General features: G+C 31.7%; 23 protein-coding genes. 2 read left to right on the plus strand and 21 right to left on the minus strand.

Annotated elements, in window-relative coordinates:
• Positions 1-77: 77 nt before the first annotated feature.
• From secF to hflX, 20 genes are all read right to left on the minus strand, one after another.
• The gene (gene secF / locus bsdE14_RS00200) at positions 78-962 is read right to left on the minus strand and encodes a protein translocase subunit SecF (RefSeq protein ID WP_264847889.1); all 885 of its coding nucleotides are present in this window, start codon (positions 960-962) and stop codon (positions 78-80) included.
• Positions 963-967: 5 nt separating this feature from the next.
• A complete protein-coding gene (gene secD, locus bsdE14_RS00205; protein ID WP_264847890.1) occupies positions 968-2,230 on the minus strand; it encodes a protein translocase subunit SecD in 1,263 nt (420 codons plus the stop codon).
• 79 nt (positions 2,231-2,309) lie between these two features.
• Positions 2,310-3,671 carry a thioether cross-link-forming SCIFF peptide maturase gene (gene scfB / locus bsdE14_RS00210; RefSeq protein ID WP_264847891.1) on the minus strand — a complete coding sequence of 454 codons (1,362 nt, stop codon included), beginning with the start codon at positions 3,669-3,671 and terminating at the stop codon, positions 2,310-2,312.
• A gap of 95 nt (positions 3,672-3,766) precedes the next feature.
• Complete coding sequence (gene scfA, locus bsdE14_RS00215) at positions 3,767-3,904, minus strand: six-cysteine ranthipeptide SCIFF (protein ID WP_264847892.1); 138 nt, start codon at positions 3,902-3,904, stop codon at positions 3,767-3,769.
• Between the two features lie 69 nt (positions 3,905-3,973).
• Positions 3,974-4,345, minus strand: coding sequence for a TIGR04086 family membrane protein (locus bsdE14_RS00220; protein WP_264847893.1), 372 nt, complete (start codon positions 4,343-4,345; stop codon positions 3,974-3,976).
• Positions 4,346-4,397: 52 nt separating this feature from the next.
• Positions 4,398-4,703: a preprotein translocase subunit YajC gene (gene yajC, locus bsdE14_RS00225; protein ID WP_264847894.1), complete on the minus strand. Its 306-nt coding sequence runs from the start codon at positions 4,701-4,703 to the stop codon at positions 4,398-4,400.
• A gap of 99 nt (positions 4,704-4,802) precedes the next feature.
• Positions 4,803-5,933, minus strand: coding sequence for a tRNA guanosine(34) transglycosylase Tgt (gene tgt / locus bsdE14_RS00230; RefSeq protein WP_264847895.1), 1,131 nt, complete (start codon positions 5,931-5,933; stop codon positions 4,803-4,805).
• Between the two features lie 36 nt (positions 5,934-5,969).
• A complete protein-coding gene (gene queA / locus bsdE14_RS00235) occupies positions 5,970-6,995 on the minus strand; it encodes a tRNA preQ1(34) S-adenosylmethionine ribosyltransferase-isomerase QueA (protein ID WP_264847896.1) in 1,026 nt (341 codons plus the stop codon).
• Between the two features lie 38 nt (positions 6,996-7,033).
• Entirely contained in the window at positions 7,034-8,071 is a 1,038-nt protein-coding gene (gene ruvB / locus bsdE14_RS00240; protein ID WP_264847897.1) for a Holliday junction branch migration DNA helicase RuvB, read from the minus strand.
• A 10-nt stretch (positions 8,072-8,081) separates the two neighbouring features.
• Positions 8,082-8,672, minus strand: a complete 591-nt coding sequence (ruvA, locus tag bsdE14_RS00245) for a Holliday junction branch migration protein RuvA (RefSeq protein WP_264847898.1) — start codon at positions 8,670-8,672, stop codon at positions 8,082-8,084.
• Positions 8,673-8,793: 121 nt separating this feature from the next.
• Complete coding sequence (locus bsdE14_RS00250) at positions 8,794-9,402, minus strand: hypothetical protein (RefSeq protein WP_264847899.1); 609 nt, start codon at positions 9,400-9,402, stop codon at positions 8,794-8,796.
• Positions 9,403-9,484: 82 nt separating this feature from the next.
• Positions 9,485-9,715, minus strand: a complete 231-nt coding sequence (locus bsdE14_RS00255) for a (2Fe-2S)-binding protein (protein ID WP_264847901.1) — start codon at positions 9,713-9,715, stop codon at positions 9,485-9,487.
• Positions 9,716-9,854: 139 nt separating this feature from the next.
• Entirely contained in the window at positions 9,855-10,034 is a 180-nt protein-coding gene (locus bsdE14_RS00260) for a hypothetical protein (protein WP_264847902.1), read from the minus strand.
• A 364-nt stretch (positions 10,035-10,398) separates the two neighbouring features.
• Positions 10,399-11,136, minus strand: coding sequence for a YebC/PmpR family DNA-binding transcriptional regulator (locus bsdE14_RS00265; protein ID WP_264847903.1), 738 nt, complete (start codon positions 11,134-11,136; stop codon positions 10,399-10,401).
• A gap of 110 nt (positions 11,137-11,246) precedes the next feature.
• The gene (locus tag bsdE14_RS00270; RefSeq protein WP_264847904.1) at positions 11,247-11,891 is read right to left on the minus strand and encodes a YigZ family protein; all 645 of its coding nucleotides are present in this window, start codon (positions 11,889-11,891) and stop codon (positions 11,247-11,249) included.
• A 38-nt stretch (positions 11,892-11,929) separates the two neighbouring features.
• Positions 11,930-12,586, minus strand: coding sequence for a HEAT repeat domain-containing protein (locus bsdE14_RS00275; protein ID WP_264847905.1), 657 nt, complete (start codon positions 12,584-12,586; stop codon positions 11,930-11,932).
• 5 nt (positions 12,587-12,591) lie between these two features.
• Positions 12,592-14,004: a MocR-like pyridoxine biosynthesis transcription factor PdxR gene (gene pdxR / locus bsdE14_RS00280; RefSeq protein WP_264847906.1), complete on the minus strand. Its 1,413-nt coding sequence runs from the start codon at positions 14,002-14,004 to the stop codon at positions 12,592-12,594.
• A 123-nt stretch (positions 14,005-14,127) separates the two neighbouring features.
• Complete coding sequence (locus bsdE14_RS00285; RefSeq protein ID WP_264847908.1) at positions 14,128-15,024, minus strand: nucleotidyltransferase domain-containing protein; 897 nt, start codon at positions 15,022-15,024, stop codon at positions 14,128-14,130.
• A 127-nt stretch (positions 15,025-15,151) separates the two neighbouring features.
• Complete coding sequence (locus bsdE14_RS00290) at positions 15,152-15,376, minus strand: hypothetical protein (protein ID WP_264847910.1); 225 nt, start codon at positions 15,374-15,376, stop codon at positions 15,152-15,154.
• Positions 15,377-15,534: 158 nt separating this feature from the next.
• A complete protein-coding gene (hflX, locus tag bsdE14_RS00295; RefSeq protein WP_264847911.1) occupies positions 15,535-17,319 on the minus strand; it encodes a GTPase HflX in 1,785 nt (594 codons plus the stop codon).
• 117 nt (positions 17,320-17,436) lie between these two features.
• Here hflX and hpt point away from each other — a divergent pair, with 117 nt between their 5' ends.
• Positions 17,437-17,958, plus strand: a complete 522-nt coding sequence (hpt, locus tag bsdE14_RS00300; protein ID WP_264847912.1) for a hypoxanthine phosphoribosyltransferase — start codon at positions 17,437-17,439, stop codon at positions 17,956-17,958.
• Between the two features lie 74 nt (positions 17,959-18,032).
• On the opposite strand, the gene yunB is transcribed toward hpt, so the two are convergent.
• Positions 18,033-18,677 carry a sporulation protein YunB gene (gene yunB / locus bsdE14_RS00305; RefSeq protein WP_264852191.1) on the minus strand — a complete coding sequence of 215 codons (645 nt, stop codon included), beginning with the start codon at positions 18,675-18,677 and terminating at the stop codon, positions 18,033-18,035.
• Positions 18,678-18,954: 277 nt separating this feature from the next.
• Between yunB and bsdE14_RS00310 the strand changes: the two genes are divergently transcribed.
• A complete protein-coding gene (locus bsdE14_RS00310) occupies positions 18,955-21,399 on the plus strand; it encodes a transglycosylase domain-containing protein (RefSeq protein WP_264847913.1) in 2,445 nt (814 codons plus the stop codon).
• Positions 21,400-21,409 lie beyond the last annotated feature (10 nt).

The following is a 21,409-nucleotide window of genomic DNA, read 5'->3' on the forward strand; positions in this document are numbered from 1 at the left end:
TAATGGAATATTCTACAAACATAATATATATAAAAAATTAAAAAAGGAGTGCTGAGCACTCCTTCTATCAAACTAAATTATGCTATTGCTCTTTTTGCTTTAGAGGATCTCTTTTTAAGTAAAACCCAAATTGGACTTGCTATGAATATTGAAGAATAACATCCTGATGCAATTCCAATTATAAGTGGGAAAGCAAAATTTCTAACTGAAGGAACAAATATATATACTGCAGTTATAGTTATAAGAACTGTAAGAACAGTATTAATAGACCTTGTCATAGTTTGAGTAATACTAGCATTTGCAAGCTCGGTAACATCTTTTCCCCTAAAGTACTTTTGATTTTCTCTTATTCTATCAAATACAACTATTGTATCATTTATAGAATAACCAATTACAGTAAGCATAGCAGCTATAAATGCTGAATCTACAGGAACTTTGTATAGTGCATACACTCCAAGTGTAATAAGTACATCATGCAATAATGCTATGATAGCAGCAAAGCCAAACTTAAATTCAAATCTTATTCCAACGTATATAAGCATAGCAACTGTTGCAAGAGCTAAAGCCCAAGAAGCCTTTTGCTTTAATTCATTACCTATAGTACCACCAACGGTGTTCTGATCCAAAAGTGAACCTTCTTTTAGTGTATATTTAGTTTTAAGATCATTGTACATTGAGGCAACTTCTTCACCAGAAAGCTTATTACTCTTAATTTCATATTCTGGTGTTGTTTTTCCTTCTGGAATAGCTTTATTTGTAACAGCATCTTTAGCATATTTTAAAACTATTTCATCTGCTTCTGTTTTATTAAAATCTTTTCCCATGTCAATTTTTACAACAGTACCACCTGTAAAGTCCAAGCCAAAATTAAGCCCGTTGACAGCTATACCTATAAAGCCAGCAACTATAATTATAATTGAAATGGCAAACCATATCTTTGTTTTTTCTATAATTTTTAGCACAGTTTTTACCCCCTTGTAATTGCGTGTACTCCAAATGTTCCAATAGTCCACTTTTTATCAAAGAATCCCGCTTTAGCAGCAAGTCTCGTTAAGAATCTTGTTACTGTAATTGCAGTGAACATACTTAAAAGTACACCAATCATTAAAGTAAGGGCAAATCCTTTAACAGAACCTGATCCAAGAGCGTAAAGAACTATACCAGAAATAATAGTAGTAATATTTGAATCTAGAATGGAGCTTAAAGCTCTATGAAAACCTGCTTCTATTGCAGCCTTCGGAGTTTTACCTGACTTTAACTCTTCCTTCATTCTCTCAATTATAAGTACATTGGCATCTACTGCCATACCAACTGTCAGTAGGAAACCTGCAATACCTGATAGCGTTAAAGTAGCTCCTATTGCTGAAAATACTCCTAATAATAACACTATGTAAAGAAGTAAAGCAATATCTGCTATTAAACCAGGTATTCTATAATACAATATCATAAATAGGAATACTATTCCTATACCAACTTCACCAGCTAATATACTCTGAGGCATAGCATTGGCACCAAGTGTAGGTCCAACTACTTTAACTTCAGCAGTTTTAATTGGAAGTGGAAGTGCACCTGACTTAATAATTCCAGCTTGCTTTTTAGCTTCTTGTAAATCTTTAAGTCCTGTAATTTGAGCTTTTCCACCTGTGATAACACTTTGAACTGTTGGATCATTTATTTTATCTTCATCCATATATATAGCTATCTTTTGTCCTAAAAACTTAGAAGTAGCTTCTGCAAATTTCTTTGTACCTGCATCAGTTAATTCTAGGTCTACTACATAGCCGCTTGTTTGATCTAAATTAGCAACTGCATTTTTTACATCTGAACCAGTCAATATTTCTGAATTATCTGGTCCAACAAATCTTAGCTTTCCAGTCTTTCCAACTGAATCAATTACTTCTTTAGTATCAAATTTTCCAGGTATATCAATTCTTATTCTTTTTGTTCCTTCTTTTGAAATTGTTGTCTCGCTTACACCCATTTTATTAACTCTTAAGGAGATAAGCTCGATTGTTCTATCTAGGTCTTCTGGCTTAACCTTATCAGAAGTTTGAATTTCCTCCAATACAGAAATTCCACCCTGTAAATCCAGTCCTCTATTTATGGTGTTTCCTAAGGATTTGATTTGATAATCACCAATAGTCGCTCCCATAGCCCCCAAATATGCTAAAAGACCGATTAAAAAAACACAAACAAAAAATAATACCGCACTTTTTCCTTTTGTTTTCATCTTTCTCCCCCTCTGACAGTTTCTTAGAGTTTATTATATTACTATTTAAATAAATAGTCAACTTAAGGTAAATATGTTTTTATTTTTCCATTATTTTTGATTTTAATGCAATAGAACACTCAATTCTTTTCTTTTGCATTTTACATCCTAGCTCATAAGGCACATGAATATCACCATTAAAATTATAATTATTAGCCTGGCATCCACCACTACAATAGAATCTTGCCCAGCACTCTCTGCAGGTAGGTTTATTATAAATGTGAGCCTTTTTAAAACTCTTTGAAGTACTTTCATCTATTTTAGCTTCAAAGACATCTCCTATTTTGAATTTTTCATTGCCAACAAATTGATGACATGGATATATATCTCCTGTTGGGGTTATAGCAACATATTCGTGCCCAGCACCACAGCCGGATATTCTCTTATATACACACGGTCCACCTTGAAGATCAATATTGAAGTGATAAAACTTAAATTCTCTTCCTTCTCTATGTCTCACTAGCATATCTTCGTAAAGCTTATCATATTGCTCAAAAATCTTTGGTAGGTCTTCTTCCCTAAGAGATAACGGATGGTCCTCTGGAAGTACAACAGGTTCAATAGATATTTCCTTAAATCCAAGGTCCGCAAAATGCTTTACATCTTCAAAAAAGTCAGTATTATTTCTTGTAAAGGTTCCCCTTACATAGTACTGTTTAGACTTGTCCCTCATTTCTACCATCTTTTGAATATTTGGAAGTATTTTATCGTAGCATCCGCTTCCGTCAAATCTAACTCTAACTTCATCGTTTACTTCTTTTCTTCCATCTATACTCAATACTATGTTTCCCATATTTTCATCTATATACTTCATTATTTCATCGGTTAATAACGTAGCATTGGTAGTCATAGTAAATCTAATAACCTTATTGTGAAGCTTTTGTTGCACTTTTGCATACTCAACAATTTCCTTTATAACATCAAAAGCTAAAAGAGGTTCTCCACCAAATAAATCTACTTCAATATTTTTTCTAGGTCCAGAAGCATTTATTACAAAATCTATAGCTTTTTTCCCTACTTCTGCAGTCATTATCTCTCTGCAGCCCTTATATTCACCTTCATCAGCAAAGCAGTACTTACACTTTAAATTGCAGTCATGAGCTATATTTAAGCATAATGCTTTTATAAAAGATTGGGAATTATCATTTTCAGCTATATCTTCATAAAGATCCTTTGAGTAAAGCATTTCCTCTTGTATTAGCTGAAAAAGTTCATCATAAGCTTCCTCAATCTCACTTTTTGCATACTTTGTTGAAAATTTCTCTATAAGTTCTTCTTTACTTCTTAATCCTTCTTCATCTAATAAGTCATAAACAAGTTCATCAACAATATGAACTCCACCTGAGTTAACGTCTATTACATAACGATCATTGCCTTGAATAAATTTATGTATGTTTGCCAATTTTATTTCTCCTTCCAAGTATCTCAATATATAAATTTAATTTAGAACTTTAATAAATTTAAAGCAGTAACATCTGTTACTGCTTCTCTGGTATATTAATTTTCACAAGCTAAGTTAGCAACTGTGCAGGAAGTTTTACAAGCAGATTGGCATGAGTTAGCACATTCTTTACATCCTGGTTTTTTCAAACTATCTTTTATGTTGCTCTTGTTTACTGTTATAATATGTTTCATTATTATTCCTCCATTCGAAAAAACTTACTTAGTAATTGTACCATAAATTTCTTTTAAAATAAAGTGTTTCTAAAGATTAATTCCTAACATACCAGATAAACATCCTACCGCTAGTCCAAGTAGTGACCTCCATAAATCTCTTATGCTAAGTGCAGCATCTCGTCCAGCTACTAAAGATGCAAGATAAATAATCAATATATATATTAAGGCTACGGATAAACCAACTAGCCATCCTTTGTTTCTTATTTTTTTAGTTGCATAAATAGCTCCATAGACTATGCTAGCCATGGTAATAATCAAAATACATAATGAAATTATGTTTTGATTTAAATTACTAAAGCTACTTATAAGAGCCATTACTACAATTAAAATGGTAGTGATGATACACCCTCTTAAAACACCCCTACCAATGTAAGAATAGTTTTTCTTAATTCCTTCCATAAAAAACACCTCCCATCTAGTATTATCTATGTAGAAGAGAGGTATTTTATGATTACTTTTCTGTACTTTCTATTTTTTCTGTTTCATTATCACTTTCAGTGACTAAAACTTGAGAGATACCATTTTTATCAAGTTTAATTCTCATCTTATCTGGACCAGTTTGCATTATTACAAAATTATCTTGTATGTTTACTATTTTGCCTATAATGCCTCCTCTTGACATAATCTCATCGTTAACCTTTAATCCAGACAACATTGCACTGTACTTCTTTTTCCTTTTGTTTTCAGGAACCAAGATTATTAAATAGAATATAGCAATCATTAATATAAAAGGTAAAAAACCAATTAAGCTCTGCATACTTAAAACCTCCTTCCATTAATTCTTATACTATTATAAATTACAAGTATAATCTTATCAATACAAATATTTCATATTAACTAAAAAGCTTTAATTTTATTAGGAGTTACTACTCCAAGCATTTAGTTTTTCATTTTTATAATCATCAAAATAATCTCCATCAATGGCATCTCTTATTTCTTGCATCATATTATTATAAAAATACAAATTATGTAAAACACACAATCTCATAGCTAGCATTTCCTTAGCTTTAAATAAATGCCTAATATAAGCCCTTGTATAATGCTTACAAGCTGGACATTGACATCCTTCATCAATTGGGCTACCATCTGTTTCATACTTTGCATTCATAAGATTGATCTTTCCATCTTTAGTGAATACATGACCATGACGACCATTTCTAGCAGGAAGGACACAATCAAAAAAATCTACTCCTCTAGATACTGCTTCTAAAATGTTGCTTGGAGTACCTACTCCCATTAAATATATTGGTTTGTTCTGTGGAAGATATGGCACTACGGAATCAATGATTCTGTACATCTCTTCATGAGTCTCACCAACAGCAAGACCACCAATAGCATATCCATCTAGATTCATTTTTGAAATTGTCTTTGCATGTTCTATTCTTATATCATCATAGGTTCCACCCTGATTAATTCCAAAAAGCATCTGCTTTTTATTAACTGTATCTTCAAGCGAATTTAATCTATCCATTTCTATTTTACATCTTTCAAGCCATCTTGTTGTTCTTTCAACAGACTGCTCAACATATTCTCTAGAGGAAGGGTTAGGTATACATTCATCAAAGGCCATTGCTATTGTAGATCCAAGATTACTTTGAATTTGCATACTTTCTTCAGGTCCCATAAAGATTTTCTTTCCATCAATATGAGAGCTAAAATAAACGCCTTCCTCTTTTATTTTTCTCATTTGTGACAATGAAAAAACCTGAAACCCACCTGAATCCGTAAGAATAGGTCTATCCCAATTCATGAACTTATGTAGGCCACCCATCTGCCTTACAATCTTATCCCCAGGTCTTAAATGAAGATGATAAGTATTTGAAAGTTCCACTTGACAGTTTATTTCCTTCAAGTCCATAGAGGAAACTGCGCCTTTTATAGCACCTAGCGTACCAACATTCATAAATACTGGTGTTTGTATCACACCGTGAGGCGTAGTAAATTCTCCTCTTCTTATCTTGCCACTTTTCTTGAGTAATTTATACAAATTTGTCACTTCCTCTTTATCAAAAATAGTAATATATTATGATATAAACATAGCATCTCCAAAGCTAAAGAATCTATATTTATTCTCTACTGCTTTATTATAAGCATTTAGTATTATTTCTCTGTTAGAAAGAGCGCTTACAAGCATAATGAGAGTTGATTCTGGTAAATGAAAATTAGTAATAAGTGCATCAACTATTTTGAAATTATATCCAGGATATATAAAAATATTTGTCCATCCTGATTGTTCTCTTACCATACCATTCTCATCACCAATAGTTTCAAGTGTTCTACAGGAAGTTGTACCAACTGCTATGACTCTATTTCCCTTTTGCTTTGCTTCATTAATTATATTTGCTGTTTCCTTTGTCATTATGTAGTATTCAGAATGCATATGGTGTTCCTCTATTTTATCCACCTTAACTGGTCTAAAGGTACCTAGACCAACATGCAATGTAATAAAAGCAAGTTTTACACCTTTATTTTTAATTTTATTTAAAAGTTCATCAGTAAAATGTAGTCCTGCTGTAGGCGCTGCTGCTGAACCAACTTCCTTTGAGTATACAGTTTGATACCTCTCCTTATCGTCAAGTTTTTCCTTTATATATGGTGGTAATGGCATTTGTCCTAATTTGTCGAGCACTTGTTCAAAAATACCTTCATAATAAAACTTAACTATTCTACTTCCCTCTTCACCAAGCCCAATAACTTCCGCAGTAAGTTCACCGTTTCCAAATACAAACTTTGTACCAACTTGAGCTCTTTTTCCTGGCTTCACAAGAGTTTCCCAAGTATCAAGTTCAATCCTCTTTAATAACAAAAATTCTATTTTGCCTCCTGAACCTTCCTTTGCACCTATTAGTCTTGCTGGTAATACCCTTGTATTATTTAAAACAAGGCAGTCTCCTGGATTTAAATAATCAATTATATCTTTAAAAACCTTATGCTTTATTTCTCCATTTTCCTTATTGAGAACCATTAGCCTAGATTCATCTCTTTTCTCTATTGGAACCTGTGCAATAAGTTCCTCTGGCAAATCAAAATAAAAATCCTTTACGTCCAAAAATTTCACCCTCTTAAAATTATAGTACTTTACTTAGTTTATTCATCAAATATTGTACACTGTTTATTATCAAAGCCCTTTTTTCCCGGTGCTCTATTTAAGTGCTTAAAAGCTTTTTCCGTTGCAACTCTTCCTCTTGGAGTTCTTAATATAAAGCCCTTTTGAAGGAGATATGGTTCATAAACATCTTCAATGGTATCCAATTCCTCTCCAATAAAATATGATAGTGTTTCAAGTCCAACTGGTCCGCCATTAAAATTATCTATGATAGCCACTAATATTTTATTATCAATACTGTCAAAGCCTTCCTTGTCTACATCTAAAAGCTCCAATGCGGATTTAGCAATTTCTAAATCCACAACACCTTGTCCTTTAACATCCGAGTAATCTCTAACCCTTTTTAAAAGTCTGTTTGCAATTCTAGGTGTTCCTCTTGATCTCTTTCCTATCTCAAAGGCAGCTTGTTCAGTAATTTTTGTTTCCAGGATGTCTGCTGATCTTATTATAATTTCCATTAATTCATTTTCATTATAAAATTCCATTGGGCATAGCACTCCAAATCTATCTCGAAGAGGAGCTGTCAAAAGTCCTACCCTAGTAGTTGCTCCAATTAACGTGAACTTTGGCAAATCTAATCGAATTGATTTTGCTGCTGCACCCTTTCCTATAACAATATCTAATGCATAATCCTCCATGGCAGGATACAATATTTCTTCTACATTTCTATTAAGTCTGTGGATTTCATCTATAAATAGTACATCAAAGTCACTAAGACTGGTTAAAATTGCAGCTAAATCTCCTGCTCTTTCGATTGCCGGTCCTGAAGTAATTTTTAAGCTTCCCTTCATCTCTTTAGCAATAATATTAGCTAAGGTTGTTTTACCAAGTCCGGGAGGCCCATATAGAAGCACATGGTCCAATGCTTCATTTCTTTTTTTTGCAGCCTCGATAAAGATGCCGAGTTTCTCCTTAACCTTTTCTTGACCTATGTATTCTTTTAATCTTTGAGGTCTCAAACTTAATTCACTGTAACTATCTTCTTCTCTATTTAAAGCTGAAACAAATCTTTCTTCCATAGCATTCTCCTTAATTCATCAAATACTTAAGGCAGCTTTTAATTATATTTTCCAATGATTCCTCTGCTGGAACCATTTTTAATGCCTGTTCTGCTTCTTTTTCTGAGTACCCAAGTGAAACTAAAGCTTCAAGTGCTTCATCTAAGCTTCTGTTAAATACTTGTTGGTCTTCCATATTAGACTCTTTTATAAAATCTTTTAACTCTATTTTATCCTTTAATTCAAGTATAATTCTCTGAGCAGTTTTTTTACCAACTCCAGGAGCCTTAGTAATTGTTTTTTCATCTCCAGTAAGAATTGCATACTTTAAGTTATCAATGGTGCTTATAGAAAGTAGTGATAAAGATGCTTTTGCTCCTATTCCATTGATAGTGAGCAGCAGATTAAACATATTTAGTTCATCCTTACTCAAAAAACCATATAATCCTATAAAATCTTCCCTTACAATTTGTTGGAGGTACAATATTACCATTTCATTAGTTTTTGGCATTTTAGCTATGGTGCTACCAGAAGTAAAGATTTTATACCCAATACCACTATTATCTATAATAATGTAATCTTTGTTCATTCCTACAAAAATACCTTTAATATATTCATACACAGCAGAAACCGCCCTTCTTTTGCATAGTTCTACAACTATAATTTTAACACATATATTACTTTACCATCATAGTAAAATTAATTCAATAAAAAAACTTGAGGATTGATTAGTATCCTCAAGTTTAACTTCTATCTATTAATTCACCAAAATCTTCATCAATTTTAGCCTCAGCACCATCCCTTGTGTCAAATTGAAAGTCTTTGCTGCCATTTGTAAGCAAATCAATATCTCCTTGTTTTAGCTTCTTTACTTGTATTTGCGTGATATCCTTGCTTTCATCTTCTAAAACAAGCTTTCCTTCGCTGTCTACCTTAAAAACAGCTAAATAATCTCCCTTAATTCCAATCACATATTTTCCTGGTTTATAGATATCTACTTTCTTACGAAGCACAACTTCAGCCTTAGTTATTTTTTCAACTGTATAACCCATAGCTTCAATTTGCTGCTTTGTTTTACCTGCAAACTCTCCAGAATTTTGTTCCTTTTTATCTACTTCTTCACTCTTTTTATATTCTATATTTAAAATCACTTTTGCACTTGGTGAAACTGTTTCATCAGAGTTAAAGCTATTTAATGCCTTGTCTACATTAATAGTAGAACTATTTTTAGCCCTTTTAGGATTTGAACCATCATCAGCGAACTTCTTAAGTCCATAATTATAGCTTATAGTAAAAGACACAACCAATATAAAGACACAAGAAATTATAATATAAATATTTTTTTTGGACATAATATCCCTCCTTATGAAAAAATTATGTCCAAATTTTAAAACTTTATTCAATTAAAATAATTTCATAACGTATATTTTCCTATTATTCATTCAACTGTATATTTTCTTCATATTCTCTTATAAGTTCTTCAATTTTAGGTGTACACCTTCTGCCAGAGCAGCCTCCTGATCCGGCTCCTGTAGCCTTCTGAACATCCTTTACAGTTCTTGCACCTGCTGCAATAGCTTTTTTAATAGTTAACCTAGAAATGGCTTTGCAGAGACAAACCTTTGTTAATTTATCTAAAACTTCTTGATTTAAATTATTCTCCATATTACACCTCACAATAATTATAGTTTTCACTCATTTTATAACATTTCTCTATTAATAATAATTATTAGATATAGTATACTACAAATCTAATCCCTTGTAAATAAAAAGAACTCAGGAAAACCTAAGTTCTTTAAATCTATTATTCTTCTGAGTCTCCACTATGTTTAGGTTTATACATCATATATGCAGCAGCACCTAATCCTGCTATGGTAGCAACTGTTCCTGCTACTCCCAGTGCGGTATTTGACAACCTTTTTTTTCTTCTATTCGGCATTAGCCAATTAGCTACTGTGGTAGCACCAACTATCTCTTTAATCATATTCTCACCCTCCAAAAGTTTGATATTTATATTTTGCATAATATTTATTACTTTATCCCTAAGTTATAAAATATTAATAATTAATTTACTAATGCAATTTATATTTACTTATATTAAATATTCTTTTATGCTCTTTAAATAAAAAACGTCTTGCTTTAAGAGCCATCTTCATTAAGCTCATCAGTTTTTTCTATAACAAGCTCACCCTTCTTCATGAACATAAAACATATTTTTTCAAGTAAATCATGGCAAAAGTAAAAGAATAAAAGAATTTAACTTCTTTTATTCTTTTCTAACTTCTAAATACAAAAAACACTTCGGTATGTAACCAAGCTGTACATACCAAAGTGTTTTTAATTTTATATTATTCTTCAAATCCTTCTGGGAACTCAGCGTTGTGGAACACGTCCTGAACATCATCGTCATCTTCAAGTGCATCCAGCATCTTTTGGATTTTTACCGCTGTTTCCTCATCTACTGAAGAATATGTATCTGGTACCATCTTTAGATCCGCCTCTAGGAATTCTACTCCATTGTTTTCTAAAGTTTCTCTTACAGTACCAAAATCTTCAGGTGTTGTAGTTATTACATATACTTCATCTTCTGCTTCGAAATCTTCTGCTCCTGCATCTAACGCAAGCATCATTAATTCTTCTTCATCCATTGCATCCTTTTCAACAATCATTTGACCTTTATTTTGGAACATGAATGAAACGCAGCCAGTAGATCCCATGTTTCCACCATACTTTGAAAAAGCATGTCTTACATTACCTGCAGATCTATTTTTGTTTTCTGTAAGTACGTTAACAATTACAGCAACTCCACCTGGTGCATAGCCTTCATAAACTATTTCTTCGTAGTTTACTCCTTCCATTTCTCCAGCACCTTTTTTAATAGCTCTTGTAACAGTGTCCAGAGGCATGTTATTAGCTTTTGCTTTTGCAATAACGTCTCTTAGTTTACCATTGGTATCCGGATTTGATCCACCCATTTTTGCTGCAACGGCTATTTCTTTACCTATCTTAGTAAAAATTTTACCTCTTTTTGCATCTGTTTTACCTTTTTTTGCTTGTATATTATGCCATTTAGAATGTCCTGACATAAAATCTCCTCCTAACACAAATGTTGTATATAAGAATTTATATTTTTCTATCGGATAAACACCTTAAATATTATAACACAAGAAATTATTTCAGTAAAATATTTTGTATACTATTCTTTAAACAACTTATTTTCAAGTTTAAAATAATAATCCGGCCTTCCCGAATCAATTATTGCCTTGCCAGAGGTTGCATCAGTAATTTCCAGTTTTATCTGCTCTATTTTTTCAACTTCATTACTCATATGTAGCCTTACCTTATCTGTATATTCAATTTGATCAATATACCAAAGGTTCTGGGAACATATATACTGAACTTTTCCAAGCAAATCATAATCTATAAGAATCTCAACAGGACATCCCATTACCTTTTCTACTACTCCAGCTTCCTTTATTCCAATGGATGCACCTTTAGAATATGCTCTTACAAGTCCGCCAGCCCCTAAAAGTATCCCGCCAAAATATCTAGTCACTACCACAACCACATCTGTTATATCGCTTTTTTTTATTACTTCAAGCACAGGTATTCCAGCTGTGCCCTGCGGCTCACCATCATCGCTGTAACGCTGAATTCCCTTGCTTTCTCCAATAATATATGCATAAACATTATGAGTTGCTTGTTTATGTTGATTTCTTATCTGATTAATAAAATTTCGAGCCTCTTCCTCGTTATAAACCCTTTTAACATGACCTATAAATAAGGATTTTTTTTCTTCAAATTCAGCTTTAGCTTCTTTTAAAACTGTATAATAACTCATTTAGTCACCACCACTTATTAATTACAATATTCAACTATTTAATTGGAAACCCTATCCATAAACTCTTTTGCAGCATTCTTAATATACTGTTTGTCCGATAAAGTATATATAGTTTCAATCCTTTTTAACGCATTTTTGCTCTTTAACTTTGTAAGTGCCTTGATAGCATACTGAACAACCTGAGGATTTTCATCATCTAGAGATCTAATTAAGGGACCTTCAAAAGAAGTTAATTCCATCTTTCCCATTGCTGAAACTGCCATTCTCCTTATATTAACATGTTTATGAACTAATGCTTTTAGTAGAATATCAGAATAATCTTTATCTTTTAATTCACCAACAATCCAAACTGCACACTCTTTATCCTTTGAAAGCATATCGGTATAGTTTCTTCTAATGAAGCTCAAGAGTGCCTTTTGATTAATCTGGTCAATAGAATTTAGTAAATTAATCTTATCTAGCTTTCCAGCGTTACAGATACTATTGAACAATTCTCTTTCATCTTTGCTTTTAGCAAGAAATCTGTATTTAATTTTACCTTTAATTAAATGTTCCTGAACTACTACTTTTTCCAAATTTCTTATTTTACAAATAGCATCAATAGGCTTTCCCTCTAAAAAAAGAAAATAGGAAATGTCCTCATTAGCATATTCTTCAGCCTTATTCCAATCAATTTTTATTAGGCCTTTACTCAAAACTATCACTCACTTTTTAACATATTATTTATAATATTCAATCCTTTTTCTATTTTTTCATTTGATACCTGTGAAAATCCAAGCCTAAAGTATTCTTCTCCCTCTTTAGGGTATTTATGAAAAAGTACCCCTGGAGTTAATAATACTCCACTTTCTTTACATTTATAAAACAAATCAATGCTATTTACTTTAGAACTACTATCTATTTGCAGGTAAAAATTTAATCCTCCACCAGGACTATTAAAACATACTTTATCACATAGAATTTGCATAATCTTATCTTCCATATACTTATATCTATTTGCATAAATGTCCTTTAAAGAGGTAATATGCTCTCTCCAAAACCCTTTTTCTATATACAATGAAAGGGCCCTTTGCATTAAACTTGAAGTTGAAATATCTGAATTAACTTTTGAGTTTTGAATTGATTCCCTAAATTTTACTGGTGCTATAAGGTATCCTATTCTTATACCAGGTAAAAAAATTTTTGAAAAACTCTTTATGTATATTACTCTATCACTATCATCCATAGCTTTAAAGCTTTTATATTCAATATTTTCATCATATATTAATTCAGAAAGGTAATCATCTTCAATAATATAAAAGTCATAGTACTCTGCCATATCTAAGATTTCCTTCTTTTTAGAAAGGCTATATGTCATGCCAGTTGGATTTTGAAAATAACTCATTAAATAGAAGCATTTTATTTTATTTTTCTTTAAAATCTTTTCAAATTGATTTAAATCTATACCATCCTGAAGCATAGGCACTTCATAAATATTCGTTCTTCTTCCTTTAAAAACAGAAAGTGCTCCACTATATGTTGGCTTTTCAACAATAATATTATCATTAACATTTAGTAAAGCCTTAGATACTATGTCTATTCCTTGTTGAGCACCGGACACAATTAGCACATCCTCTGTGCTAAGTTTGTTATTCCAAAAATATTTATTAATATTGTTTCGTAGACCTTCATATCCTAACAACTCCTGATAAGTCAGTGCTTCCGCCCCATCTCTATCTAAGACTTCATTAATAACCATTTTAAATGTAGACACCGGAAAGAATTCGCTACTAGCAGTTTCGCCAGTAAAATCAACATACTGGTTTAAAATGCTAGGTGAAAGCTTCTTGAGTGTATCTGAATAATCCTTTTTAAAATTTCTGCTAATTTCTTTTCTTTTAGCATAGGTTCCACTACCTACCTTCTGGACTGCATATCCCTCCACTTGAAGTCTTTTATAAGCATTAATTATGGTATCATTATTTACACCTAGAAGGTCCGATAGTTTTCTGATTGAAGGTAATTTTTCACCATCCTCAATAAAGTCACTATCAATAAGCTTTTTAATATGTTTTGAGATTTGAATATATTTTGGTACCTCATCCAACTTAAAATTTAAATTATATTTATCCATTTAATCACCTATTTTAATATTATGAATAGTTTAAGCTACTACCACAAAATTTACAATATGTGATAGTAGCTTACTTTTCTCAAAAAACAACTTTTTATTGAATTAGCTAAGGTATTTCGTATATTATATGAAATAAACATTTTCTTTAAATAATACTTTACCATCTTCTGTTTTATAGTCTCTACTTTCTTTCTTTACAATATTTCTTTCCCAGAGTCTATTAAGTATATCTTCAAGGCTAATATCATAATTTTCAAAAAGCCTATCTTTTTTTACATCTTCCATGCTCAAGAAGCAATCCTTATCTCTTATATAATTAATTAAAAGAGATGCTGTATTTCTAAGATTCTCATCAACTGCAGCTTCAATATAGTTAATAGTCTCGGTAATTGCATTTTTGTTATCTACATTATTAAAAAACAAATTATCAACACAAAGCCTAAAACTATCATTTAAATTCATAGCCATAGTCATAGCATCTTTACTTATCATATATCCAGATGAATTAACATAGAGATTTGCAAAATTTTCAACACATTTAACAGCAGAACTATAAGCAGTATACATTCCATCATTTGATAAATATTTCTTACATATTCCTATGTTTTTAAGTACCTTTCCTAGGTACACCATATTCCATCTTTCCCTGTCCAAATCAGGGTAATATCTTCCATTATCATATTTTATTGTAATATCCATATCTTTAGAAAAAACAAGTCTTGAGGAAGCAAAAATTCTATGTATAAATCCTCCTCGTAAATCTTCTTCATAAAGTTGAAGAAATTTAGTTTTACTCATTAATTTAATGTGAACAGGCACATTCTTTTCTTCTGTATATATATTTTTTATCTCTGCCTGCTTCTTATCTAGGATTACAAAAAGGTCTATGTCAGATTCATCCCATAAATCCCCCGTAACCATACTTCCAAACACCATAACAGCAAGAACTGCTCCATTAGTTTTAAGCCTATCTATAATGCTGTTAAATGCTTTCTGATATTGTATGATACTCCTTTCCAAGTGAAATCCCCTCCAAAAAAATAAATTTAAAATTAAAGTTAGCTAACAATAGCTTATATTTAATTATAATACAATTAAGCATAAAAACAATACTTTAACAATATTAACTGAATAAAATCTTTCACATTTATATCAATATTTTAAATATTTGCATAGTTCTTCCCTCTTTACAGCTATTACATTCAAAAATATGTATACAATAGTCACTATTGTCGTTTATTGTCATATTGGCAGTATAGTCATCTAATAAAACCTCTTGTGCTCTCCCTTTGTTCTCCATCACGCTGCCACATTTATTGCATATAAGAGTTTTCTCTGAAAGCTTATTGCAAAGTGGACATACTTTATTCATTTTTTTCTCCTTTCTAGAAGCCTTACTTATTTTGCTTTTACACCATTTCAATTATTTGATAATAACTTCTTTCAACAATGCTACATTACTCACTAACAAATTTATTCCTATTTTGCCCTAAAATTAAATAAATAGACTAGTTTCCTAGCCTATTTATCTTAAACATTATAAAGATACTTTAAGCATTTATTATATACCTCATCATCTACTTGAGCCTCTATTACTGTGCCTTCCTCTATAAATTCCTCAGCATCGATATTTGCATTTCTATGAAGATATGCAGCAGTAGCTTGCTCTGTGTAAGGAATTAAGTACTTCACCTTTTTCAATGTATACGGAAGCATAGTACATATTTTACTTAAAAGCTGATCTAAATTAATATTGTTTTTCGCAGAAATTAAAACTATTTCTATATTCTTATATTTTTCTATTACTTCATTAAGCTCTTCTTCACTTATTTTGTCTATCTTATTTAGTGCAAGCAGCATCGGTTTATCAATAACATTTAGCTCTTTTAAAACTTCATTTACCGCTTCTATTTGTTCTTCTGCATTTTCCGCCGATATATCAACCACATGGACTAGTAAATCAGAATATATTACCTCTTCGAGAGTTGATTTAAATGCTTCTACTAAATCATGAGGGAGCTTTCTAACAAAACCAACTGTATCAGTGAAGGTTGCAATTCTATTATCCGGCAGGTTAATAGCTCTAGTAGTTATATCTAAAGTAGCAAACAACATATCTGCTTCAAAAACCTTTTCCTTTTGGGAAACCTCCTTAGGCATTGCTATTTCACATATTTTATTTCGTAGAGTAGACTTACCAGCGTTAGTATATCCTATCAATGATATTTTGGGTACGCTACTTCTATTTTCCCTTTGTGTTTCACGGGTCTTTTTTACTTTTTCCAATTCCTTAAGTAAATCATAAATTCTTTCTTTAATATGTCTTCTATCTGTTTCTAGCTTTTTTTCTCCTGGTCCCTTTGTACCTATTCCACCACCAGTTCTAGAAAGCACAGTACCTAGTCCCATAAGTCTTGGCATTCTATATTTAAGCTGAGCTAATTCAACTTGTATTTTTGCTTCTCTAGACTTAGCCCTTCTTGCAAATATCTCCAAAATAAGAGTAGTTCTATCTATAACTTTAGCACCAATAGCCTCTTCAAGATTTCTAACTTGAGAACCGATTAACTCATCGTCAAATATGATTACATTAGCTCTTAGCGCTTGTCTAAGCATTCCTACTTCCTGAACCTTGCCACTACCAATGAAAAATGCAGAATCAATTCTACTTTTATTCTGAAGAACCTGATCTACAACATTTATTCCGCAGGCTTTAGCTAATTCGCAGAGTTCATTTAAGCTATCTTCACTTTCAATTCCAACTAATATAGCTCTTTCACTATCATCTTCTAATATTTCATTTTGTTTTATCAAGCTCTCAATAAATTTTACTTTATCTACAAAGTCAAAATCCATAGCTGCTGCTATTGTCATAGGTGATGTAGTTTCTGGTACTAAAACTTCATTCATAACTCCACAAAAGCCTAAGGTCAATTCCTTACATTGTCCTTTTTCAACAGCTAAAGCTACAAGACAATCCAGTTTTAATTTAACTAGTGCAGATATATCTAATGCGGAAAGAGTAGCATTTCCATTAGGATGTGTGTGTATTATTCTTACCCCTGACAGCTTCTTTTCCCCTATGTCAATTAAAGGCAATTCAACTGTGGTACTGTCACCAACAGCTACTGCCAGTATTCTTCCCTTTCGATCCACTGCAACGCTAATTTCTCTTTCTATTTGTTCGGTTGCAGAGCATATTATAAATGCAAGCTCTTCTGTTAATATTAATTCCTTGGGTAAGGATAATTCGTAGACCTTCTCCAACTTTTCTAAAATGCTATTTCTAATACCTTCAATATTTCCATATATCATATTATCATCTCCATATCCGATGCATATTTCACTGACTATTATATATACTTGACAACTTTCATATAATTTTATACTATAAAAGCAATATTGTAAATATCTATAGCTTGGAGGATTACAATGGAAAATAAAAAAGAAAACATACTAATTACTAAAGAACAAATTGAAAAAAGAATAGTTGAACTAGGTGCTGAAATTTCTAGAGACTACCAAGGTAAAAAACTTTATGTTTTATCTCTTTTAAGAGGTAGCTTTATTTATACTGCTGACCTAGTAAGACAAATTTCCGTTCCTACAAAAATTGGTTTTATGACTACTTCTAGTTATGGCCATGATGAAGTTAGCTCTGGAGTTGTTAAGATTGTAAATGATATTCCAGATGATATTGAAGGATATGATGTTCTTGTTGTTGATGATATTGTAGACACAGGAATCACCATGAAATTCGTAATAGATCATGTGGCTTCTCTTGGTGCAAAATCTGTAAAGTCTTGTGTACTTTTAGACAAACCTGAGAGACGTAAGGTAGATATAAAACCTGATTACTGCTGTTTTGAAATTCCAGACATATTCGTTGTTGGGTATGGACTAAACTATGGTGACTATTATAGAAATATACCATATGTTTTTAATTGGGAATAATAATTTTATAATTTCAAATAAAACTGGTAACAGCTTGCTGTTTACCAGTTTTATTTTGCATTATTTTCAGTGTTTTATTTCGAATTCATATTATTAAGATCTAAGTTAAAAGCATTGTTAGGAATTTTTCCTACTATTATAGTTTCTGATATAGGGACTTCACATTTCACATCTATATCACTTTTGCCAAGAAACATTACTACTCTTACTTTTGCTTTTACCTCTACGTAAATTTTGTGCCTTGTTTGATTAAATCCTGCACTTTCAAATTCAGATAAATATTTTGTTTCCACATATCCTACAGGAACCATTTTTATTAATAAATCAGGTCCCATTGAAGCAAGGAGATTATTTTTAAATATGTAACCTAAAGGTATCTTAACTCCAATCTGACCATAATTCTTTAATTCCTTTTGCGCCTTTAATGCAACCTCGGAGGATATTTTACTCATGCTTATTGTATCTGCTTGTACCATTACAATATTGCCACTTGCATCCTTCTCAACCTTTATGATATCTTCATATCTAAACTTCTTAGAATATTCATCCAGTATAGCGCTATTAATTATTTCCATAGCTTTTGCTCTCATTTCAGCATTTGTTACTATTATTAATGTAGGAGTTATTACTTTATCAAATTCATATATAAAAATATTAAAGGAAAATATCACTATAGAAAAAAAAGCAATTACCTTAATTTTTGTCTTAGTCTTAATAATTACACCCCCCTATATATCTTTTATTAATTTTAGACATATAGTATAATTTATTTTATTGAATTTAAATTATTCTTAATAAGTTATATTTAAATGTTTTTTATTTGGACATACTTTATTAAAAACAAGCATAACTATATGGTAAAACTATATTAATAAATCTAATAAACAATATTTTATTAAAAGTGGATGTTTTCCTGGATTTTTATATTTTTTATTATGTGTTATAATATTTTAAAGTTGTCAATAATAATAGGAGGCATTCAAGGAGGATTAACATATGCAAGAAAGCAAAAAGAAAAAAAAGAAAAAAACTTCTTTTAAGGTTTTGAAAATAGTACTTATTACACTTTTAAGCATAATTATTTTATCAGGAGTTGCTCTTGGCGGTGTGGTTTTAGCTATTATAAATACAGCACCTCCCCTAGATGTAAATGAAATACTGACATTAAATGAACCCTCTATAATATATGATTCTAATGACAAATATATGGACAACGTTATAACTGATGAAAAAAGAACTGTAGTTTCTATTAAGGACATGCCTGACAATTTAAAACATGCCTTTGTAAGTATAGAAGATGAAAGGTTCTACACTCATAAAGGAGTTGATCCTAGAAGACTTGCAGGAGTTGTTTACATAGATATTATGAATAAAATTAAACATGTAAATACTTTGCAAGGTGCATCAACTATAACGCAGCAGCTTATTAGTAATACACTGCTTTCGAAGGAAGTAACAATTAAAAGAAAAGTACAAGAAATGTATCTGGCAGTGGAGCTTGAAAAACGTTTATCAAAAGATCAGATTCTTGAAGCATACATGAATACCATTTTTTTAGGAGGAACTGCTCATGGTGTTGAAGCTGCAGCTAATCAGTATTTTAATAAATCGGTAAAGGATTTAAGCCTAATTGAATGTGCTTATATAGCTGGAGTTCCGCAAAGTCCATCTGTTTATTATCCATTTTCAGATTCTGCTAAAAAAAATCCATCTGTATATTTAAATAGAACTAAAAGTGTTCTTAGTAAAATGTACGAGAATGGTTATATAAAAAAAGATCAATATGATGCAGCAATTAAGGATTTAAGTGATAAAAAATTAGCATTTCAGCAGCCTTCAGCTACTGCAAATAAAATGAATTATGAATGGTTCTCGCTACCTGCAATTGTACAAGTTAAGAATGACTTAAAGGCTCAATATCACTATAATGATAGTGAAATCAATTCACTGTTGATGTATGGTGGATTAAAGATATATACAACAATGGATAGAAGTTTACAGGATGCTGCAAAAAAAGTTTTAGATGATAATAAAAACTATGGCAATTTAAGTGTGCAGCCCCAAGCTTCTGCAGTAATAATGGACTATCATACTGGAGAAGTTAAGACGATTATTGGTGGAAGAGGAGAACAACCTGCACGTTCTTTTAATAGAGCTGCATTTAATGGTTCTAAGGAATTTTTAAAACCCGTTGGTTCAAGTATAAAACCTTTGACAGTCTACTCAGCGGCAATAGATTCTAATCTCGCAACAGCTGCAACTGTAGTAGAGGATTCACCACTACCTGAAGAAATAGGGAAAAAATATGGCCCTCCAGGACAGCCATATAATCCTAGAAACTATGAAACTGGCTATTTTAGTGGTGATGTAACAATTAGAGAGGCTATAAAAAAATCTATCAACCTAGTTGCAATTAAGCTGGAAGATAAAATCGGCTTAAAAACTGGTGCAGCTTATGGTGAAAAATATGGATTACCTCTGGTAAATCAAGATAAACAAAGTATTTCCGCTCTATCATTAGGTCAGCTTACATACGGTTCCAATACACTTACTATGGCTGCTGCATATGGAGTTTTTGGTAATAACGGTGTTTATACTGAACCAAGATTATACAGAAAAGTGGTAGATAAAAGAGGTATAACTATATTAGAAACTAAGCCTAATACAAGAAAGGTATTGTCACCTCAAAGCGCATATATTATGTTTGATCTTTTAAAGGGACCTACAAGTGAAGGAGGTACAGCTCCTAATGCTAGATTTAGCAGTATGCCTGTAGTTGGAAAGACAGGTACCTCTGGAGATAAACAAGATTTTTGGTTCTGTGGACTTACTCCGTATTACTCTGGAGCTGTCTGGATTGGAGATGACAAACCTAAAAAGCACGATGATATATCTAGTGCTACCTCAGCTGGTATTTGGCAAAAAATCATGGCTGAAGCCCACAAAAATCTTCCTGTTAAAGATATTGAAAGACCTTCAGGAATTGTTACTGCATCTGTATGTGCTGATTCAGGCAAAATTCCCACAGATTTGTGTGCTAAAGATCCTAGAGGAAATAGGACTATTACCGATATTTTTGCAGAAGGCACAGTACCAGCAAGTTTGTGTGATGCTCATGTAGAAGCGAAGATTAATAAATTAAATGGAAAGCTTGCTAATGAAAATACTCCGCCTGATTTAATTGAAACTCGTGTCTTCATAAAAAAAGAATATGCTGATGGAGATAAGGATAAGCCATATATACTTCCAACTGAGTATGATGATACAAAACCAAGCATTCCTACTACTCCTATTACTCCTACTAATCCACCTAACAATACAAATACTAATACCAATACTAATACTACTGGTGGTTCTACAAATAATACTACCACTGGTAATACCAACACTGGTGGGGTTAATCAGGATAACTCGGGAACAACAAATAATACTAGTCACTAATATTTAAAAG

It is taken from the genome of Clostridium omnivorum (assembly GCF_026012015.1).
Lineage (GTDB): Bacteria > Bacillota > Clostridia > Clostridiales > Clostridiaceae > Clostridium_AX > Clostridium_AX omnivorum.